Origin of the sequence: Gordonia oleivorans (assembly GCF_040044975.1) — a bacterium.
GTDB lineage: Bacteria > Actinomycetota > Actinomycetes > Mycobacteriales > Mycobacteriaceae > Gordonia > Gordonia oleivorans.
Window position 1 is genome coordinate 68,880 of the sequence record NZ_JBDZDI010000019.1, and the last position, 19,095, is coordinate 87,974.

General features: G+C 69.1%; 19 protein-coding genes. 12 read left to right on the forward strand and 7 right to left on the reverse strand.

From position 1 onward, the window contains the following. Positions 1–33 precede the first annotated feature (33 nt). Positions 34–795, reverse strand: a complete 762-nt coding sequence (gene cofC / locus ABLE92_RS20855; protein WP_348806702.1) for a 2-phospho-L-lactate guanylyltransferase — start codon at positions 793–795, stop codon at positions 34–36. Positions 796–952: 157 nt separating this feature from the next. On the opposite strand from cofC, the gene ABLE92_RS20860 reads away from it, so the two are divergent. Then, a complete protein-coding gene (locus ABLE92_RS20860) occupies positions 953–1,960 on the forward strand; it encodes an NAD(P)H-dependent glycerol-3-phosphate dehydrogenase (RefSeq protein WP_348806703.1) in 1,008 nt (335 codons plus the stop codon). 50 nt (positions 1,961–2,010) lie between these two features. Here ABLE92_RS20860 and ABLE92_RS20865 read toward each other — a convergent pair whose 3' ends face one another. Beyond that, positions 2,011–2,544: a DUF3515 domain-containing protein gene (locus ABLE92_RS20865; protein WP_425476129.1), complete on the reverse strand. Its 534-nt coding sequence runs from the start codon at positions 2,542–2,544 to the stop codon at positions 2,011–2,013. Positions 2,545–2,636: 92 nt separating this feature from the next. Next, the gene (locus ABLE92_RS20870; protein ID WP_348806738.1) at positions 2,637–2,882 is read right to left on the reverse strand and encodes an Lrp/AsnC ligand binding domain-containing protein; all 246 of its coding nucleotides are present in this window, start codon (positions 2,880–2,882) and stop codon (positions 2,637–2,639) included. Between the two features lie 158 nt (positions 2,883–3,040). On the opposite strand from ABLE92_RS20870, the gene ABLE92_RS20875 reads away from it, so the two are divergent. From ABLE92_RS20875 to ABLE92_RS20885, 3 genes are read left to right on the forward strand one after another with little or no spacing between them, the layout of a single operon-like run. Continuing rightward, the gene (locus ABLE92_RS20875; protein ID WP_425476130.1) at positions 3,041–4,063 is read left to right on the forward strand and encodes a thiamine-phosphate kinase; all 1,023 of its coding nucleotides are present in this window, start codon (positions 3,041–3,043) and stop codon (positions 4,061–4,063) included. 57 nt (positions 4,064–4,120) lie between these two features. Next, positions 4,121–4,642, forward strand: coding sequence for a gamma carbonic anhydrase family protein (locus ABLE92_RS20880; protein WP_348806706.1), 522 nt, complete (start codon positions 4,121–4,123; stop codon positions 4,640–4,642). A gap of 2 nt (positions 4,643–4,644) precedes the next feature. Then, positions 4,645–5,322 (forward strand): uracil-DNA glycosylase, encoded by a 678-nt coding sequence (locus ABLE92_RS20885; protein ID WP_348806707.1) that lies wholly within the window; start codon positions 4,645–4,647, stop codon positions 5,320–5,322. Between the two features lie 28 nt (positions 5,323–5,350). On the opposite strand, the gene bluB is transcribed toward ABLE92_RS20885, so the two are convergent. From bluB to rpmB, 3 genes are all read right to left on the reverse strand, one after another. Then, positions 5,351–6,007, reverse strand: coding sequence for a 5,6-dimethylbenzimidazole synthase (gene bluB, locus ABLE92_RS20890; protein ID WP_348806708.1), 657 nt, complete (start codon positions 6,005–6,007; stop codon positions 5,351–5,353). Then, complete coding sequence (locus tag ABLE92_RS20895; RefSeq protein WP_348806709.1) at positions 5,988–6,833, reverse strand: enoyl-CoA hydratase-related protein; 846 nt, start codon at positions 6,831–6,833, stop codon at positions 5,988–5,990. Before ABLE92_RS20895 ends, bluB begins: the two co-directional genes overlap by 20 nt. Positions 6,834–6,941: 108 nt before the next feature. Further along, a complete protein-coding gene (rpmB, locus tag ABLE92_RS20900; protein ID WP_020792652.1) occupies positions 6,942–7,133 on the reverse strand; it encodes a 50S ribosomal protein L28 in 192 nt (63 codons plus the stop codon). A gap of 342 nt (positions 7,134–7,475) precedes the next feature. Between rpmB and ABLE92_RS20905 the strand changes: the two genes are divergently transcribed. From ABLE92_RS20905 to ABLE92_RS20920, 4 genes are read left to right on the forward strand one after another with little or no spacing between them, the layout of a single operon-like run. Continuing rightward, entirely contained in the window at positions 7,476–9,107 is a 1,632-nt protein-coding gene (locus ABLE92_RS20905; RefSeq protein WP_348806739.1) for a DAK2 domain-containing protein, read from the forward strand. After that, complete coding sequence (gene recG / locus ABLE92_RS20910) at positions 9,107–11,362, forward strand: ATP-dependent DNA helicase RecG (protein ID WP_348806710.1); 2,256 nt, start codon at positions 9,107–9,109, stop codon at positions 11,360–11,362. The genes ABLE92_RS20905 and recG overlap by 1 nt, the downstream gene beginning before the upstream one ends. 4 nt (positions 11,363–11,366) lie before the next feature. Further along, on the forward strand, positions 11,367–12,071 hold the full coding sequence (locus ABLE92_RS20915; protein WP_348806740.1) for an HNH endonuclease family protein: 705 nt from the start codon (positions 11,367–11,369) through the stop codon (positions 12,069–12,071). Positions 12,072–12,128: 57 nt separating this feature from the next. Continuing rightward, a complete protein-coding gene (locus tag ABLE92_RS20920; protein WP_348806711.1) occupies positions 12,129–12,710 on the forward strand; it encodes a GNAT family N-acetyltransferase in 582 nt (193 codons plus the stop codon). 85 nt (positions 12,711–12,795) lie between these two features. Here the strand turns inward: ABLE92_RS20920 and ABLE92_RS20925 are convergent, their stop codons facing one another. Beyond that, entirely contained in the window at positions 12,796–13,488 is a 693-nt protein-coding gene (locus tag ABLE92_RS20925) for a fasciclin domain-containing protein (protein ID WP_348806712.1), read from the reverse strand. Between the two features lie 173 nt (positions 13,489–13,661). Here ABLE92_RS20925 and ABLE92_RS20930 point away from each other — a divergent pair, with 173 nt between their 5' ends. From ABLE92_RS20930 to ABLE92_RS20945, 4 genes are all read left to right on the forward strand, one after another. Then, the gene (locus tag ABLE92_RS20930; protein WP_348806713.1) at positions 13,662–15,281 is read left to right on the forward strand and encodes a molybdopterin-dependent oxidoreductase; all 1,620 of its coding nucleotides are present in this window, start codon (positions 13,662–13,664) and stop codon (positions 15,279–15,281) included. A gap of 129 nt (positions 15,282–15,410) precedes the next feature. Then, a complete protein-coding gene (locus tag ABLE92_RS20935) occupies positions 15,411–16,682 on the forward strand; it encodes a glutamate-5-semialdehyde dehydrogenase (protein WP_348806714.1) in 1,272 nt (423 codons plus the stop codon). Positions 16,683–16,696: 14 nt separating this feature from the next. Further along, positions 16,697–17,608, forward strand: coding sequence for an AAA family ATPase (locus ABLE92_RS20940; protein ID WP_348806715.1), 912 nt, complete (start codon positions 16,697–16,699; stop codon positions 17,606–17,608). A 22-nt stretch (positions 17,609–17,630) separates the two neighbouring features. Next, entirely contained in the window at positions 17,631–19,058 is a 1,428-nt protein-coding gene (locus tag ABLE92_RS20945; RefSeq protein WP_348806716.1) for a vWA domain-containing protein, read from the forward strand. The last annotated feature ends 37 nt before the right edge of the window (positions 19,059–19,095 follow it).

Genomic DNA, 19,095 nt, shown 5'->3' on the forward strand with positions numbered 1-19,095 from the left:
TCTCGCGCAGCCGCACCTGTCACCTTCGGTGCTTCACCCACGTCCGCCGGCATCGTGGGACGGGTCGATCCCCAGCGCCGCCCGGGTGTGCCGCCCGAGTCCCAGCGTCCAGGCGCGACGCAGATCCGCGGCGGTGTCGACGTCGGTGCGCAGATCCGCCCAGCGGCTCCGGGTGGCGTCGAGATCGACGGCCCCGTCGGCGCGGTGCGCGGCCGCCGAGTCGATTCCGAAGCGCGGCAACACGTTCAGTTCGACCGGGCGCAACAGCATCGCGGTGCCGTCGCCCGCGGCGTCGGTGACCAGGGCCTGCGGCAGGGCACCGGCGGCGTCGATGACCTGCCGGATGCTGTGTGCGTCGGCCGCCGGCAGGTCCGCCTGCACCAGCAGCACCCGTGGGCACTCGGGTCGATGACGGCGGATCCAATCGATGCCCTCGGCGTAGGCGTGGTTGAGCGACGGATCGGTGCGCGGAACCTCGCGGACCGCGTGGGCGCCGGCGGCGGTGACCTCACCCAGCACCTCGGCATCGGGGCTCACCACGACGATCGGGTCCAGACCGGCGAGGTGGACGGCGGTCATGGTGTCCAGGAGCATCGCCAGCACCAGGGCACGGTGATCCACCGGTCCCCGCCCGATGCCCGCGATCGGCAGCGACGCCGCGAGTCGGGTCTTGGCCGCGTCGAGGTTCTTGACCACCAACACCGCGCCGATCCCACCGCCGACCCCATTGCCGATCGCGCCGCCGAGGGCATGCGGTGCCGCGCTGTCGCCACGCACCACGCCTTCGGGTCTCACGTCACCATGATGGACGACGGGCGACGAGCCCGACGAGCGGGTGTGGGCAACCCGGGCCGGGGCGCCGGGATCGGGATTCGACGGAAAGTTCACGACGCGGCGGCGGCGGGACACTAGGGTGAGAGCGACGTTCGGTGAGCAGCGAAGGATGTGACACGTGCGCGCGGTGGTGATGGGTGCCGGTTCCTGGGGTACGGCGGCGGCGAAGGTCCTCGTCGACGCCGGCACCGATACGACGATCTGGGCACGGCGGGCCGAACTGGCCGAGCGGATCAACGCCGAGCACACCAATCCCGATTACCTCCCCGGTATCTCGTTGCCCGAACAACTGCGCGCGTCCAGCGTCATCGCCGAGGTGTTGCCCGACGCCGACATCGTCGTGTGCGCGGTGCCCTCACAGTCGTTGCGGGACAATCTGAGCGACTGGACCCCGCATCTGCGATCGGATGCCACCCTGGTGTCGTTGGCGAAGGGTATCGAGACCCACACGCTGATGCGGATGAGTGAGGTCATCGCGGAGGTCACCGGATTCGACGAGGCCCAGATCGCGGTGCTCACCGGGCCCAATCTGGCGCGGGAGATCGCCGAGGGGCAGCCGGCGGCGACGGTGATCGGGTGCGTCGACGAGGCGCGTGCCACCACCCTCCAATCCGCCTTCGCCACCGGGTATTTCCGTCCGTACACCAACACCGACGTCGTCGGCTGTGAGATCGGCGGGGCCGCCAAGAACGTCATCGCGCTGGCGTGCGGGATGGCCAGCGGTGTCGGTTTCGGCCAGAACACCCTGGCCACCATCATCACCCGCGGGCTGGCGGAGGTCATCCGGCTCGGTGCGGCGCTCGGCGCCGAGATCGAGACACTCGCCGGGTTGGCCGGAATCGGTGACCTGGTGGCGACGTGCTCGTCGCCGTTGTCGCGCAACCGGACCTTCGGTGCCCGCCTCGGTGAGGGGGCGACGATGGAGGAGGCCCAGGAGGCCACCCACGGTCAGGTCGCCGAGGGCGTGAAGTCGTGTACGTCGGTGCGTGCCCTCGCCGAGAAGCACGGAGTGTCGATGCCGCTGACCGATGCGGTGCACGGGGTGTGCCACTCCGGGGTGTCGGTGGCCGATGCGGTGGCGTCACTGTTGGGGCGCACCACCAAACCCGAGGTGTACCGGGACTGACCCTGGTGCCGCTGACCCTGGTGCCGCCGCCTCGCGGTGCCCTGTCTGCGTCAGCCGAAATCGAGTGGGCCCGACGGCAACACCTTGCCGATCGCCGCGGAGACATCGGTGATCGAGGCGTTGCCGCCGCTGACCGGCACCCACAGGGCCACGTAGGGACGATGGTCGACGCACACGTAGGCCTGGCCCCGTCCGTCGATGGTGTCGGTGATGAACCACTGGACGCCGTTGACCGTCTGCAGGCGGCTCGACGGGGCGAGTTCGGCGGGACGATCGACCCCGCAACGCACCGTCACCGGGTCACCGTCGTCGGTGCCGGACCAGGTCGCGGTGTCGCCGTTGACCGACTTCGACCCGAATCCCTCGAAGGTGTTGGGCAGCGCGGCAAGCAGTTTCGCACAATCAGCGCTCACCGCCGACTCGGCGGAGGCGTAGGAGGCGATGGGTGTGTCGCTCGACTGGGCCGATTTCATCGCCGCGAACGTGATGAATCCGACGATGACCATCACCGGGACGGCGACGAGGGTGGCGATCAGTGCCGGACTCAAGCGGGGACCGGACCCGGTGTCGGGAGAACTCACCAGCCCACCCTAGGGCATGTCTCCGTACACACTGTTCCGGTCCGGATCGACCCGGGATCTGCATCGCACCGCCCCGACGCCGGGCCTCGTGGCGCTCAGTGGCCGGTGGTCACCACCGGGCAGGTCAGGGTCCGGGTGATGCCGTCGACCTTCTGGATCTGGGGGACCACGTCGTTGCTCAGGTGCGCGGCGTCGGCAGCATCCACACGGACGATCACGTCGTAAGGTCCGCTGACCTCCTCGGACGAGGCGACCCCCGAGATCTCTGCGATGGTCGCTGCGGCCAGTGCCGCCCGTCCGACCTCGGTCTGGATCAGTATGTATGCCTGAACCACGGCCATCCTCTCGATGTCTGCCACGTCGCGGGAATCGGGCTGATGACCCCGCCGCGGTGCGGTGGCGATCGGGGGAGACAGACCCGCGGACCACTACACTGCTGGCACACATTGTCGCTGACAACCTCGCGGGAGGCGAGTCGGCAGCAGAATCGAAGGGGCTCATCGTGCCGTCCGACGCCGTCCGCGACCCCGATGTACCCGGACCCGACCGCGCCAAGACGCTGGCTGAGGTCGGTGAGCGCGCGATCATCGCGATGTTCACCACAGCGGCCGCCGACGGTGGTCCGGACATCGTCATCGGGTCGGGTGACGACGCCGCCGTCCTCGATGTGGGACCGACGGTGATCAGCACCGACACGGTGGTGCAGGGGCGCCATTTCCGGCTCGAGTGGTCCACTCCGGCCCAGATCGGTGCGCGCGCGGTGGTGCAGAGTGCCGCCGACATCGCCGCGATGGGTGGTCGCACCGTCGGCGTCGTCGTCTCGCTGGCCTGTCCGGCGGACATCGGGGTGGGATGGTTGCTCGACCTCAACGGGGGGATCGTCGACGCCGCCCACGCGCTCGGTGCCCGTGTGCTGGGCGGTGATCTGGTCGGCGCCGACGAGATCGTGGTGGGTATCACGTCGGTGGGAGCACTCGACGGACTGGCCCCGGTCACGCTGTCGGGGGCCCGCGCCGGGGATGTGCTGGCCGTCAGTGGACCATTGGGTGCGGCGGCCGCGGGTCTGGCGGTGATCGGCCGGTCCGGGCCGGCCCCGTTGGCGCGCTGGCGTCGCGACGCCGATCCCCGGGCCACGGTCACCGAGGCATTCCTGGTTCCCGCACCCGATCTCGGCGAGGGGATCCGGGCGGCACGCGCCGGCGCGCACGCCATGACCGACATCTCCGACGGCCTCGTCGAAGAGCTGGTGACCATGTCGGTGTCGTCGGGGGTTGCTCTCGCGGTCCGCAGTGAACTGATTCCGCGGCTGCCGGCGGTGACCGACGTGGCCGCGCTGCTCGGTGCCGACGCCGACGAGTGGGTGCTCACCGGAGGGGAGGACCACCAGTTGCTGGCGGCGCTGCCGCCCGCGGCCGTGCCATCCGGCTGGGTGGTGATCGGCGAGGTGTCGCCGGGGCCGGCGTCGGTCACCGTCGACGGTCGGCGGGCCGACACGATGCACGGCTGGCAGGCCTTCGGCTGAGCTCACCCCGGGGTGGGGTGGGCGAGGCCCCGCTCGCCGGGTGATTAGATCCTCGGTATGGCGATTTACGCACTCGACGACCGAGTACCCGATCTGGGAGAGGACGTCTACGTCCACCCCGACGCGACCGTCATCGGTGCGGTGACACTGGCCGACGGGGTGTCGGTGTGGCCGGGTGCGGTCCTACGTGGTGACTACGGCACGATCACCATCGGGAGCCGCACCAACATCCAGGACGGCACCGTCATCCATTGCACACCGGTCGACCCGACGGTGATCGGTGCGGGATGTGTGGTCGGCCACAACGCGCACATCGAGGGCGCCACGATCGGTGATCACTGCCTGATCGCGTCGGGATCGGTGGTGCTCAACGGATCCCGCATCGGGGAGGGTTCCATCGTCGGCGCCGGCGCGGTGGTGCCGTTCAACGCCGAGATCGGCGAACACTGCATGGCGCTGGGGGTTCCGGCTCGGGTGCGGGAGGGATACCGGGTTCCGGTCGGGCACATCGACCTGAACGTGGACATGTACTTCCACAACGCGACGCACTACCGGACCGCGCTGCGGAGGATCGACTGACCATGGCGCCCAAATCCCTTGCCGAACTGATCGATCCGGGCTGGGCCCGGGCACTGGAACCGGTGGCCGACGTGATCACCGCGATGGGACAGTTCCTGCGTGACGAGAATGCCGCGGGCCGTGGCTATCTGCCCGCCGGGCAGAATGTGTTGCGCGCGTTCACCCAACCCTTCGACGAGGTCAGGGTGCTCATCGTCGGGCAGGATCCGTACCCCACACCCGGACACGCGGTGGGGCTGAGTTTCTCTGTCGCGCCCGATGTCTCGCCGATTCCGCGGTCACTTGCCAACATCTACACCGAGTATTGCGACGACCTCGGGTACCCGCGTCCGAGCAACGGTGACCTCACGCCGTGGTCCCGGGCGGGAGTGCTGCTGCTCAACCGCGTCCTCACCGTCGCCCCGGGGCAGTCGGCATCGCATCGACGCAAGGGGTGGGAGGCGGTCACCGAATGCGCGATCAAGGCGCTGGTGGATCGTGACGAGCCTCTCGTCGCGATCCTGTGGGGGCGCGATGCCGCCGATCTGGCGCAGTGGATGCCCGACGTTCCCACGATCATCTCCGCGCACCCGTCGCCGCTGTCGGCGAGTCGGGGATTCTTCGGATCGCGGCCGTTCAGCCGCGCCAACGACGAACTCGCCGACCTCGGTGGCGATCCCGTCGACTGGCGGCTGCCCTGACCGGCGCCGGTCGCCCGGGGCCGGTTGTTCAGCGGACGAACCTGCGCGCGTGCGGGTCGGTACGGGCCTGCCATCCGACGCGTTCGAGTTCGGGTACCTCGCCGGTGGTTTCGGGATATCCGAGGCAGAGGTAGGCGGTCAATCGCCACGAGTCGGGCACCGCCAATGTCGTTGTCGCGGCGTCGGCGTCGAGGATCGACACCCATCCCAGACCGATCCCACGGGCCCGCGCCGCGAGCCACAGTGTTTGGATCGCCGCGACGGACGAGTAGGCGAGTGTCTCCGGCATGGTGGCGCGGCCGAGACCATGACCCTGCAGGCAGGCCTCGTCGGTGAACACCGCAAGGTGGGTGGGCGCCTCGTCGAGGCCGGCGAGTTTGAGGTCGGCGTAGGAGCGGGCCCGGTCCCCGTGATAGCCGGCGAGGGCGTCGGCGTTGGCCGCGACAAAGTTCGCGCGGATCTGCGCACGAGCCGACGCCGAGGAGACCTCGACCCATCGCCAGGGCTGCGAATTGCCCACCGAGGGTGCGAGTTCGGCGCGCTCGAGAATCGACTCGAGCAGTTCCGGATCGAGCGGATCGACTCGGAAACGACGAACGTCGCGACGCAACCGGAGCAGTACGTCGAGCTCGGCGAGGAAGTCGGGTCCGAAGCCGGTCTCGGCGTCAGTGTCCGCGGGCGGCACCGAAATCCGGACGTCGCTTCCCGATGAAGGCGTCGACACCCTCGGTGCCCTCCGGTTCGCCGCTGCGCGCCGAGATCGACGCCGCTTCGGCCACGAGATGTTCGGCGAGGGAATCGGTGGTCGACGCGGTCAGCAGCCGACGGGTGGCCGACAGCGCCGAGCGGGGGCCGGCGGCGAGTTTCTCGGCGACGGCGGTGGCCTCGGCGGCCACCTCGGTGTCGTCGACGATGCGCGAGAGGATGCCGATCGCGAGGGCCTCCTCGGCGTCGATCACACGGTCGGTGAGGATGATGTCGCGTGCGCGCGCCAGACCGACGACGCGGGGCAGCATCCACGACATCCCGCCGTCCGGGGTGAGACCGATACCCGGATAGGCCGGCCGGAGTTTGGTGGCGGGACCGCCGATGGCGATGTCGGCGTGCAGGACGATGCTCATGCCCGCGCCGGCCGCCCAGCCGCTCACCGCGGCGACCACCGGGCGGTCGGCGGCGGCCAGTGCGAGGACGAAGGCGTGGAAGTTGTCGGCGAGGCCCCGCAGGTAGGTCGGGCGGTGCTCGGCGGCGGCGAAGGCACGGACATTGCCGCCGGCGCAGAAGTTCGCACCGGTTCCGCGCAGCAGGATGGCGCCGACCTCACGTTCGCCGCGGGCCACCTCGTGCAGGGCGGCGGTGCCGTCGGCGAGGGCACGGTCATCGAGGGAGGTTCCGGCGGCCGGACTCGACACGGCGATCATCAGGACCGATCCGGTCTGGGTCACCGGTGAGGTGGTCGCGGTGTCGGTCGTCGCGGTGTCGGTCGTCGTCGGTGCTTCGGTGGTCCCTGTCATGCAGGTCACCTTATCCTCGGCACGCAAAAGACCCGACCCCGGGCCGAGCGTTTGCTCGGTGGGTCGGGTCTGCGCGACGATATCCACTGGTCCGAGGACCAGAGGCGATCAGACGAGAGTGGTCTTTCCGGCCTTCAGGCAGGAGGTGCACACGTTCTTGCGCTTCCGGTTGCCCGGGGCGACCTCGACGCGGACCGACTGAATGTTCGGGTTCCAGCGACGGTTGGTGCGGCGGTGCGAGTGCGAAACGGACTTGCCGAAGCCCGGACCCTTGCCGCAGACGTCACAGACGGCAGCCATATCGAACTCCTCGAGGGTAAATGGATGATGTTCTCTTCTCGGCCCGCCGTCGGTATGGGAAGCGATCGGCGCGTCCCCGAGGGGCATCAACCGAAACGACCACCGCGACTCGCGGCAAGGCAACCCTGCAAGGATAGCGGGCATCGCATGTCCCGACCAAATCCTCACCCGTGACGCTCGGCGCCGGGGCCGCCACCGGGCGCCCGCAACCGCCACGTCGCAGTCCACGAGTAACCTCGACCACAGTTCTTCGGACGTGGCGGTGGGCGGCAGGTCCGCCTCATCCGCAGTGGGATCGAGGAGGTGGATGTGGCGGCGTTCGACGGCGGCCTGACGCACACGATGAGTCCGCAGTTGCTGCGTGACTGGGCGCAGGCCAGTGCCGACGGCCTCGAGGCGGTGCGCGGCGAGATCAACGACCTCAACGTGTTCCCCATCCCGGACTCCGACACCGGCAGCAACATGGCCTTCACCATGGCCGCGGCCGCCGCGGCCGTCGCCGATCTTCCCGCCGACGCCGACCTCGCGCTCGTCGCCCGTTCCCTCGCCGACGCCGCGGTCGCCGCGGCGCGGGGCAACTCCGGCATCATCCTGTCCCAGGTCCTCGTCGGCGTGGCCGACGCGGTGGAACTCGCCTCGCCCGGTGAGCTGAGCCTGTCGTATCTGGCGACGGCGGGTCTGCGGCTGGCCGGTTTGGCCGCCCGACGTGCGGTCAGCGATCCCCGCGAGGGCACCGTCCTGACCGTCATCCGGGTGGCGGCGGAGACCGCGAGCCGCCATGCCGACGACGCGCCCGCCGACCTCGTCCGTGCGGTCGCCGACGAGTGCGCCCTGGCCCTCGACGAGACCACCGCCCAGCTTCCCGAGTTGGCCTCGGCCGGGGTCGTCGACGCCGGTGCCCGCGGCTTCCTCGTCATCCTCGACGCGATGGTGCTGGTGGTCACCGGGGTGGCGGCACGCCGGCGGCGGTACCGCGGCTCCCTGATGGGTGGCGGCCTGCCCGGCCACCCGGATCAGGACACGTGCACCGGATCCTCGGAGATGGATTTCGAGGTGATGTACCTGCTCGACCGCGCGGCGAGCGAGTCCATCGGGGTGCTGCGCGCCGAACTCGACGAGATCGGTGACGCGGTGGTCATCGTCGGCGACAGTTCCGGCGGCGACGGGGAACGGTTCTCCGTACACGTGCACACCTGCGAACCGGGGCGCGCGGTGGAGGCCGGGCTCGCCGCCGGCGCGTGTTCGGAGATCCGGATCAGTTGTTTCGCGCTCGACGCCATCCGCTCCCAGGTCGACACCGCCGAACCGCCGCCGCGGCACAAGCGGGCCATCGTGACCATCGTCAAGGGCGAGGGCGCGGCGGCGTTGTTCGCCGACGCCGGCGCCGCGGTGATCCGCGCCGACGACGGCGTCACCGCCGAGGAGCTGACCGACGCCATCCGCGCCACCGACGCCGCACACGTGGTGGTGATGGCCAACGGGGCGATGACCAGCCAGGACCTGGTGTCGGTGGCCGCCGAGGTCCGATCGAGCCAGCGTTCGGTGGTGTCGTTGCCGACGTCGTCGATGGCGCAGTGCCTGGCGGCGCTGGCCGTCCACGACCCGAGCGAATCGGCCGACGCCGACGCCTACGCGATGGCCGAGGCCGCCGCGGGAGCCCGGTGGGGATCGCTGCGTCGCGCCGAGGTCAGGATGATGACGTTGGCCGGCACCTGTGACGTCGGGGATGTCCTGGGACTCATCGGTTCCGACGTGCTGGTGATCGCACCCGATCAGACCGGGGCGGCGACGGCCCTGATCGATCTGATGCTCGCCACCGGTGGCGAGCTGGTCACCGTCCTCGTCGGTGCCGACGTCGATCCGGGCGTCGTCGAGGCGCTCGATGCGCATCTCCGGCGTAACTTCGCCGGCGTCGAACTCGCCACCTACGACACCGGTCAATCCGATGACCTCATCCAGATCGGGATCGAATAGTGCTGGATCTGTCGGATCCGCTCGACGGCGTGTTCGGGCCCACGACGCTGGCCGGTCTCGCGTCCATCGGAGTGACCACCGTCGGCGCGCTGGTCCGGTACGCGCCGCGCCGGTGGGTGCGGCGCGGGCAGGTGTCCCAAGCGCAGGACATCGAAGCGGGAGAATGGCTCTCGATCGTCGGGGAGGTCGTCAGTTCCACCACGAAGCGGATGACGACCCGTCGCGGCAGCTTCCTGAAGGTGGTCGTGAAGGACGACCGGCAGGTGTACGAGGCCACGTTCTTCAACGCTCATCTCATCGGTCGCATCATGGTTCCCGGAACCCGGGTGATGCTCGCCGGAACCGTGAAATTCTTTCGCGGGCAAGCACAGTTGACACATCCGCAGTGGCTGTTGCTACCCACCGACGACGATCCCGACGGCAAGGTCAGGGGCTCGGCGATGCTGACCGAGTTGTGGGAATTCGAGCGGGATCGTCTCGGCGACGATGGCGGCGCACCCAACCCGGCGAAGATCTTCGAGCGGCCGATCATGCCGATGTACCCGTCCACCAGCAAGATCCAGAGCTGGGAGATCTGGACGGCGGTGCGGCAGGTGCTGGACATGCTGGGGCCGCTGCCGGAGGCCCTCGACGACGGCGAGCGGCGCCGGCGTGGCCTGATGACGACCGACGAGGCCATCCGCACGGTGCATCTGCCCGATCGCCAATCGGATATCGTCCCGGCGCAGGACCGACTCAAGTTCGACGAGGCCTTGGCGATCCAGCTGGTGCTCGCGCAGCGTCGGCTGGTGGGCCGCGACGCCGCGGCGCCGGCCTGCCCGCAGGTCGAAGGCGGTCTCGAAGACCGCCTGCGGCAACGGCTTCCGTTCACGCTGACCCGCGGTCAGGTGACGGTGTCCGACGAGATCGACATCGACATCGCGCGGACCGAACCGATGAACCGCCTGCTTCAGGGGGAGGTCGGATCGGGTAAGACGCTGGTGGCGCTGCTCGCGATGTTGCGGGTGATCGACTCCGGCCATCAGTGCGTGCTGATGGCACCCACCGAAGTTCTTGCCGCGCAGCATTTTCGGTCGATAACCACGATGCTCGGCGATCTCGGATACGGGGATCGCATCGACGCGGCGGAGGGTGCCACCGCCGTCGCCCTGATCACCGGGTCGATGAAGACCAAGGAGAAACGGCAGACGCTGCTCGATGTGGTGACCGGGAAGATCGGCATCATCATCGGCACCCACGCGCTCCTCGAGGAGAACGTCACCTACTTCGATCTCGGCCTGGTCATCGTCGACGAACAACATCGTTTCGGTGTCGAACAGCGAGACAGGTTGCGCGGGCGAGGTCGTGACGGCGCCGTGCCGCATCTGCTGGTGATGACCGCGACGCCGATTCCCCGGACCGTCGCGATGACCGCGTTCGGCGACCTCGACACCTCGGAGCTCGCCGAGTTACCGGCCGGCAGGCAACCGATCACCAGCACCGTGGTACCCGCGGACAAACCGGCATGGGTGGCACGCGCCTGGGAGCGGGTTGACGAGGAGGTCGCCGCCGGGCGGCAGGTGTACGTGGTGTGCTCGCGGATCGGTGACGACCCCGACGCGCCCGCGAAACCGAAGAAGAAGGCCGCGCCGGCCCCCGACGACGACACCATCTCGGTGGTCGAACAGTACGAGGAACTCCTCGCCGGACCGCTCGGTGCCCGCCGGATCGGGCTGCTGCACGGCCGGATGGCGTCGGAGGACAAGGCCGCCGTCATGGATGCGTTCTCGCGCGGCGAGATCGACATCCTGGTGTCGACGACGGTGATCGAGGTCGGTGTCGACGTCCCGAACGCGACGACGATGGTCATCATGGACGCCGAGCGGTTCGGCGTCAGCCAGCTACACCAACTCCGTGGCCGCGTCGGACGCGGGGGACTACCGGGGCTGTGCCTGTTGATGACCCGGATTCATCCCCAATCTCCGTCGATGCAACGGTTACAGGCCGTCGCCGCGACCAATGATGGATTCGAACTGGCCCGGATCGACCTGATGCACCGAAAGGAGGGTGATGTCCTCGGCTCGCTGCAGTCCGGCGCCAAGACGTCACTGCACTTCCTGTCGCTGCTCGAGGACGGCGACGTCCTCGCCGACGCGCGGGCCCTCGCGCAGCAGGTGGTCGAGGAGGATCTCACGCTGCGCCACCACCGCGAGATGGCTGCGCTGGTCAGTTCGATCCTGGTGGCGGACAAGATCGAATACCTGGACAAGTCGTAGTGGGCTGAGCACCCCGCAGATCAGCTGGCCGATTCGGCGCTGGGCCGTTCTGATCGCGGTGGTGGGCACCGCGGTCGCGGTCGCGGTGACGGTGAACCTCGACCGACCACCCGCCGACGACGGACTCCGCGCGGCCGCCCAGCACGCGCTCACCGTCCTGGCCGGTGTGCCGATCCTCGCGCAGCGACCCTCCCGCGACGACTATCAACGCACCGCCTTCGGGGCCGCGTGGAGTGATGCGGTGTCGGTGACCGGCGGCGGTAACGGGTGCGACACACGAAACGACATCCTGGCGCGGGACCTGGCCGAGCAGACCACCGGCGCGGTGCGCAGCTGCCCGGCGGCGGTGCTCGCCGGTGAGTTCCGTAGCCCCTACACCGGCGACCACGTCACCTTCCGGCGTGACCGCGCCGCCGGCGCGGTGCAGATCGATCACATTGTCCCGCTGGCATATTCCTGGGACATGGGAGCGTGGTCATGGCCGGCGCGACGCCGCGCCGACTTCGCCAACGACCCGGCGAACCTGGTGGCGGTGGATGCCGCATCCAACCAGGACAAGAGCGATTCCGAACCCGCCCGCTGGATGCCGGAACTCTCGGGGTTCCGGTGCCGCTACTCGGTCCAGTTCGTCGAGGTGTCCGCCGGATACGGACTGTCGCTGGATGCGGGCTCGGTGCAGGTGCTGCATGATGCACTCGAGGACTGCTGAGAACCTGTCGGCGCAAAACGTCGTCGCCGACGGCGATGATCTGGTCCCATCGGGATCATGGGATGGAACCTCTCCATGGGATGGACCTTCCGCCGCCTGACCCGCGTCGACTTCGGCCTGCTCGGCGAATGGCTGGCCGATCCCGAGGTGGCGCGCTGGTGGTGCCACGACAGTGACCTCGCGGCGGTCGAACGCGACTTCGGTGCCGGTGTCGACGGTGACGAGCCCGGCGAGGACCTCGTCGCCGAGATCGACGGGCGGGCAGTGGGTCTCGTACAACGCAGTCGTGTCGGCGACTACCCCGAGGACGAGGCGCACTTCCGTCGGTTGCTTCCCGACCTTCCGGTGGGCGCCCGGACCCTCGACTATCTCGTCGGTGCACCGGCCGACCGCGGTCACGGCGTCGGAGCCGCGATGATCGATGCCGCGGCCCGCGACACCTTCGACAGATACCCGGACGCCCCATGCGTCGTCGTCGCGGTCGTGGCCGCGAATCGTCGATCATGGCGGGCCTGTGAGCGGGCCGGGTTCCGGATCGTCGCGACCGGAGACATCCCGCCGGACAACCCGATCGACGATCCGCGTCACCACGTCCTGCGGCGCGATCGCGGCGATCACGCCGAGCCGGATTCCTGTTGAGCAGGAATCCGATTGAGCCACAATCGAGTTGAAAGAAGCCGTGACCGGCGCGGCCACCTCGGTGCGCCGGCCACGACGGGCCTTGTCAGTTCGGGGGCATCAGCACGGTGTCGACCAGGTACACCGTGGCATTCGCGGTCTTCACCCCACCACACACGACCGAGGAGGAGTCGTTGACCTTGATGTCGTCACCCGACCCGGTGACGGTGACCTCCTGACCCTCCAGGGTCTTGTGGGTACCGTCGATCTCCGACGGCGGAACCTGGCCGGACACAACGTGATACGTCAGGATCTTGGTCAACATCGCCGAGTCCGTCTTGAGACTGTCGACCGTGGCGGCGGGCAGCTTGGCGAACGCGTCATCGGTCGGTGCGAAGACCGTGTACTGCCCGTTGTTGAGGGTGTCGACCAGGTTGACCTGTGGGTTCAGCTCGCCGGAGATGGCCTGTGTCAGGGTTTTCAGCATCGGATTGGCGGCTGCCGCGGTCGCCAGCGGGGCCGTCGCCATCCCGTCCACCGACGCCGGACCGGTGGGGTTGGCTTCAGCGTAAGCGGCACAACCACTTCCGACGAGATCCGCGGCGGGGGCGGCGCTGCTCATCGCCGAGCCCGACATCGGCATCGATGACATGGGCATCGACGACATCCCCGTCATCGACGACATGTCGCCGGTTGACGACGACGAATCGGAATCGCTGGAACAGCCGGTGATGAGTCCGGCGCCGAGCACGAGAGCGGCTGCGGCCATGGTGATCCGGGTGGATGATGTGAAACGCATGGGAGATTCCCGTCTGTGGACGTGAGGCCGGCCTGTTGGCCGGTCTCACACGGTGATTCGGGCGGCGGCGGCGGGCGGATGGGTCACCGACGAGAATCTCCCGACATCGACGCCCGGGTCGCCGGCCCGGCGCCCGACCCATCCGAGCCGTGTCGGCAGTCGAATGCCCGGGCATGACCCGACAAGTCGATGTGCACGGCACGCAGCACGACCGGCCGCCGGCCGGACAGGTGAGCCGGCCACGCGCCGCGGTGGCCGGTGTCCTGGCGGTGGGCGCGGGGCTGGCGGTCGGGGATCTGCTCGCGGCCCTGGTCGCGCCGCGGGCCGCACCGATCAGCGTGGTGGGGGCGCTGCTGGTCGACCACGCACCCGCGTTCGCCCGCGAGTGGGCCATCGACACGTTCGGGGTGCACGACAAGATCGCGCTGCTGATCGGTGTCGGTGCGGCCGTCGTCGTGCTGTCCGCCGTCGCCGGTCTGGTGTACCCCCGCGCTCCGGTCGTGGCGGTGGGGTTGGTGGTGGCCTTCACCGCGGTCGGAGTGACCGCCGGAGTACTGCGTCCCGCCGGCACCTGGCTTTATGTGCTGCCGCCGCTGATCTCGGGGGTGGTCTGTGCGGTGGTCCTGCTGCTGTTCGGCCGGTCGGCGATCCGGTCTGCGCGGGGTGCGGCCGGGCACGACACCGGTGATGACACCTGTGGCGGGCATCCGAGGATTGCCGCCGGATGGTCGCGGCGCCGATTCCTCGGCGTGGCGGTGGTACTGGCCGGGGCCATCGCGGCCACCGAGTATGCGGTGCGCGCGATCTCGGCTGCCGGTGGCGCGATGGCCGAACGGATGAGACTACGACTGCCCGGCGCAGCCGACCCGGCGCCGCCGATCGGAGACGGCGTCGACATCGGTGTGCCGGGCACCACCCCTTTCCTCACATCGGCCGCGGACTTCTACCGCATCGACACCGCGCTCGCGGTGCCGTCGCTGACCACCGACGAGTGGTCGCTGCGGATTCACGGCATGGTCGACGAGGAGGTGACACTGACGTGGGAGGACCTCACCGCACTACCGGCGATGGAGCGAATCGTGACCCTGACGTGTGTCTCCAACGAGGTCGGCGGAGACCTGGCGGGTAACGGTCGCTGGCTGGGGTACGCGATGCGGCCGCTGCTGGAGCGGGCCGGGATCCACCCGGACGCCGACATGCTGTTGTCGACGAGCGTGGACGGGTGGACGGGCGGCACCCCGCTGTCGGCGGTCCGTGACGGTCGTGACGCGATGCTGGCGATCGGACTCAACGGTGAGCCGTTGCCGTTGGAACACGGCTATCCGGTGCGGCAGGTGATTCCCGGCCTCTACGGCTATGTCTCGGCATGCAAGTGGGTGGTCGACTGGGAGATCACGCGCTTCGATCAGGCGCAGGCCTACTGGACGCGACGCGGGTGGGGCGTGCGGGCGCCGATCAAGACCGCCTCCCGCATCGACCGGCCGGCCCCGCTGGCGGTCCTGCCGCCCGGCCCGGTGGTTGTCGCCGGTACCGCGTGGGCACAGCATCGCGGGGTGCGTCGGGTCGAGGTCCGCGTCGACGGCGGACCGTGGCAGACGGCGACGCTCGCCCGCGAGTACTCCACCGACACGTGGCGGCAATGGTCCTGGGAGTGGGACGCCGCACCGGGACTGCACACCGTCGAATGCCGGGCCACCGACGCCACCGGTGCCACTCAACCGGAGGATCGGGTGCCGCCCATCCCCGACGGCGCCACCGGATGGCACAGCCGGGTCTTCCGGGTGCAGGACTGACCCGATCGCGTCGGTGTGGACACCGGAATGTGGGAGTCGGGGTCGTCGTTGGGTGAGGGGCACACCGCACGTAGTCTGGTGGTCGACATAGTCCGCGCCCGACCGTGCGAGATCCCCCGGGAGGAACCGATGAGCGCACCCGCCGTGAGCCCCGCCGACACCGACGTCGAGCAGGAGGTCACCGCGCTGGCCAAGGCCGCCAAGTCCGCGTCACGATCGCTGGGCCGGCTGACCACGATCGCCAAGAACGAGGCGTTGATCGCCGCTGCCGATGCGATCGAGGCGGCCACCGAGTCGATCGTCGCCGCCAACGCCGACGATCTCGAGCGCGGGCAGGAATCCGGTATGGAGGACAGTCTCCTGGACCGGCTGCGCCTGACGCCCGAACGCGTCGCGGGCATCGCCGGTGGACTGCGGCAGGTGGCGGCTCTACCGGATCCGATCGGTGAGGTGATCGCCGGCAAGACCCTTCCCAACGGGCTGCGGTTGCGTCAGGAACGCGTGCCGCTCGGTGTGGTCGGCATCGTCTACGAAGCGCGGCCCAACGTCACCGTCGACGCCTTCGGCATTGCCTTCAAATCCGGCAACGCGGTGCTGCTGCGCGGATCGTCGTCGGCGGCGTCGTCGAACGCCGAACTGGTGCGCATCCTGCGGGAGGTGTTGCGCGACAACGGGGTGACCCCGGATGCGGTGGCGTTGCTGCCCAGCGAGGATCGGTCCAGCGTCACCGCACTGATCCGCGCCCGCGGGCTCGTCGACGTGGTGATCCCGCGCGGCGGTGCGGGCCTGATCCAGGCGGTGGTGGCGGGTGCCACGGTGCCCACGATCGAGACCGGCACCGGCAACTGCCACGTATACGTTCACGCCCTCGCCGACGTCGACGTCGCGACACGCATCGTCCTCAACGCCAAGACGCGGCGGCCGAGTGTCTGCAATGCTGCCGAGACCGTGCTCATCGACAAGACGATCGCGGCCGAGGCGATGCCGAAGATCACCCAGGCCCTGCGGTCGCAGGGGGTGGTGATCCACGGCGACGAGTCGGACATGGAACCCGCCGACGACACCGACTGGGCGGAGGAGTACCTGTCCCTGGATATCGCGATGAAGGTCGTCGACGACATCGACGCCGCGATCAGTCACATCGACACCTACGGCACCGGACACACCGAGGCGATCATCACCACGGATCTGGCTGCGGCACAAGAGTTCACCGACCGGGTGGATGCGGCCGCAGTGATGGTCAACGCGTCGACCGCGTTCACCGATGGTGAGCAGTTCGGCTTCGGCGCCGAGATCGGTATCTCCACGCAGAAGCTGCATGCCCGTGGGCCGATGGGGCTGTCGGAGCTGACCTCCACCAAGTGGGTCGTGTGGGGCGACGGCCACATCCGGCCGGCGTGAGGGGAGTCGACGTCATGACTGCCACCGAATCGTCTGTGCAGCCGTCGTTTTCCGGCGTTCCCGATGTGGCCGCCCGGTTGCGCGACACCGGCTATCTCGCCGACGACGCGACGGCCACCGCCACCTTCCTGGCCGACCGGCTGGGCAAGCCGCTGCTGGTGGAGGGGCCGGCCGGCGTCGGCAAGACCGAACTCGCCCGCGCCATCGCGGCGGCGACCGACGCCGAGTTGGTGCGCCTGCAGTGCTACGAGGGTATCGACGAGGCCCGCGCGCTCTACGAGTGGAATCACGCCAAGCAGATCCTGCACATCCAGGCCACCGGCACCCGTGACTGGGCCGAGGCGAAGACCGACATCTTCTCCGAGGAGTTCCTGTTGCCGCGGCCGCTGCTGACCGCGATCTCGCGGCCGGGGGCGACGGTGCTGTTGATCGACGAGATCGACAAGGCCGACGTGGACATGGAGGGTCTGCTGCTGGAGGTGCTGAGCGATTTCGCCGTCACGATCCCGGAGATGGGGACGGTGGTCGCGGCGCGACGTCCGGTGGTGTTGCTGACCTCCAATGCCACCCGTGAGTTGTCGGAGGCGCTCAAACGTCGCTGCCTGTATCTCTACATCGATTTCCCGGATGCCAAGCGGGAGAAGGAAATTCTCGCGTCCCGGGTGCCCGCGCTGTCGGATTCGCTGGCGGCGGAACTGGTGCGCGTCGTCGGCGTGCTGCGCACCCTCGACATCCGCAAGAAGCCGTCGGTCGCCGAGACCATCGATTGGGCGAACACGCTGCTGGCCCTCGGTGTCGGTGACGGCGTCGAGGGCGCCCCGTCCGGGCGGGGTCTGGACAATGGACTGATCGCGCGGACCCTGGGCGTGGTGCTCAAGCATCGGCCGGATCTGACGACGGCGATCAAAGAACTCAAACTGGGGTGACACCTCGGGATCGGAGGCGGTGATGGGTTCCGAGGTGCAGACCGCGCCGTTCATCGCGCATCTGACGGGCTTCGTGGACGAGTTGCGTCGCCGCGGGATGGTGGTGGGTCCGTCGAATCTGATCGATGCGGCGCGCGCGGTGGAGGTGCTCGACCTGCTCGACCGCACCAGTCTGCGCGAGGGCCTGGCCGCCACCCTGCTCGACGATCATCTGCATCGTCCGGCCTTCGATCGGCTCTTCGATCTGTGGTTCCCCGCCGCTCCGGGTGCGCGGACCGTCGTCGACGAGTTACCGACCACCGAGGAGGGTGAGGTCGACATCGCGGCCACGCGGGACGCGTTGGCGGCGTTGCTCGCCGATCCGGAGGCCGACTCAGACGGCCGTCTCGATGCGATGGTCGCCGAGATCGTCGAGCAGCTCGGGCGGTACGAATCGGTTCGGGGCCAAGCATATTCGGCCTATCAGGCGTTGTCGTCCATCGATCCGCAGACCCTGATCGCGCGGATCGCGGCGGCCATGGCCGGTGGGGCCCCGGCCGATCTCGAGGTCGGTACCGAACCGATGTTCCGTCGCGCCGCGCGGGACCGGGCGGCTGCGGTGCGGGCGGCGATCGAGCGGGAGACGCAGCGTCGGATGGCCGGCCGCAACGGCCGCGAGCGGGTCGGGCAGTACGCGGTGCCGTCGTTGCCGGAGAACATCACCTTCCTCACCGCGGGTGCCAAGGAGCAGGCGCAGTTGCGTCGGACGATCGATCCGCTGGCGCGGTTGTTGGCGTCTCGTCTGGAGATCCGCCGCCGACGCGCCCATCGGGGTGCGGTGGATGTGCGGTCGACGTTGCGTGCGTCGATGTCGACCGGGGGCGTGCCGATCGACCTGCGGCACCGTAAACCGCGTCCCGGTAAGCCCGAACTGATCGTGATCTGTGACGTATCGGGGTCAGTGGCGGGGTTCTCGCAGTTCACCCTCAACCTCGTGTATGCGCTGCGTCAGCAGTTCTCCAAGGTGCGGGTGTTCGCCTTCATCGACACCGTCGACGAGGTGACCGATCTCTTCGACCCGCGCAACGACGCCGATGTCGGCTTCGGTGGTGACGCGAAGGCGGCGATGCACCGGATGATCTCGACCGCCCGGTTGATCACCCGCGACGGCCACTCCGACTACGGGAACATGCTGCGCGGGTTCGTCGAGGAGTACGCGGATTCGTTGACCCATCGTGGCGCGTTGCTGATCCTCGGTGACGCCCGCACCAACTTCGGGTTCGCGCGGGTGGAGTTGCTGGCACAGTTGGTGGAGCGGGCCCGGCATGCGTACTGGCTCAACCCGGAGGAGGGTCGGGACTGGGGTACCGGTGACTCCGCCGCCGATGAGTATTCCGAGGTCATCGACATGTTCGAGTGCCGCAACGCCATGCAGTTGGCGAAGGTGATCGGCGAGTTGCTGCCGGTATGAGCGCCGTGATCGGCGGCTCGAACCGCCCGACCGGCTA

Coding starts and splice junctions, on each gene's coding strand:
- ABLE92_RS20945 (WP_348806716.1), top strand. CDS start 17,631: ATGGGTTCCGAGGTGCAGACCGCGCCGTTCATCGCGCATCTGACGGGC.
- ABLE92_RS20925 (WP_348806712.1), bottom strand. CDS start 13,488: ATGCGTTTCACATCATCCACCCGGATCACCATGGCCGCAGCCGCTCTC.
- ABLE92_RS20935 (WP_348806714.1), top strand. CDS start 15,411: ATGAGCGCACCCGCCGTGAGCCCCGCCGACACCGACGTCGAGCAGGAG.
- ABLE92_RS20870 (WP_348806738.1), bottom strand. CDS start 2,882: ATGGCCGTGGTTCAGGCATACATACTGATCCAGACCGAGGTCGGACGG.
- ABLE92_RS20940 (WP_348806715.1), top strand. CDS start 16,697: ATGACTGCCACCGAATCGTCTGTGCAGCCGTCGTTTTCCGGCGTTCCC.
- rpmB (WP_020792652.1), bottom strand. CDS start 7,133: ATGGCTGCCGTCTGTGACGTCTGCGGCAAGGGTCCGGGCTTCGGCAAG.
- ABLE92_RS20885 (WP_348806707.1), top strand. CDS start 4,645: ATGGCGCCCAAATCCCTTGCCGAACTGATCGATCCGGGCTGGGCCCGG.
- ABLE92_RS20880 (WP_348806706.1), top strand. CDS start 4,121: ATGGCGATTTACGCACTCGACGACCGAGTACCCGATCTGGGAGAGGAC.
- ABLE92_RS20905 (WP_348806739.1), top strand. CDS start 7,476: ATGAGTCCGCAGTTGCTGCGTGACTGGGCGCAGGCCAGTGCCGACGGC.
- ABLE92_RS20895 (WP_348806709.1), bottom strand. CDS start 6,833: ATGACAGGGACCACCGAAGCACCGACGACGACCGACACCGCGACGACC.
- ABLE92_RS20920 (WP_348806711.1), top strand. CDS start 12,129: ATGGGATGGAACCTCTCCATGGGATGGACCTTCCGCCGCCTGACCCGC.
- ABLE92_RS20930 (WP_348806713.1), top strand. CDS start 13,662: ATGACCCGACAAGTCGATGTGCACGGCACGCAGCACGACCGGCCGCCG.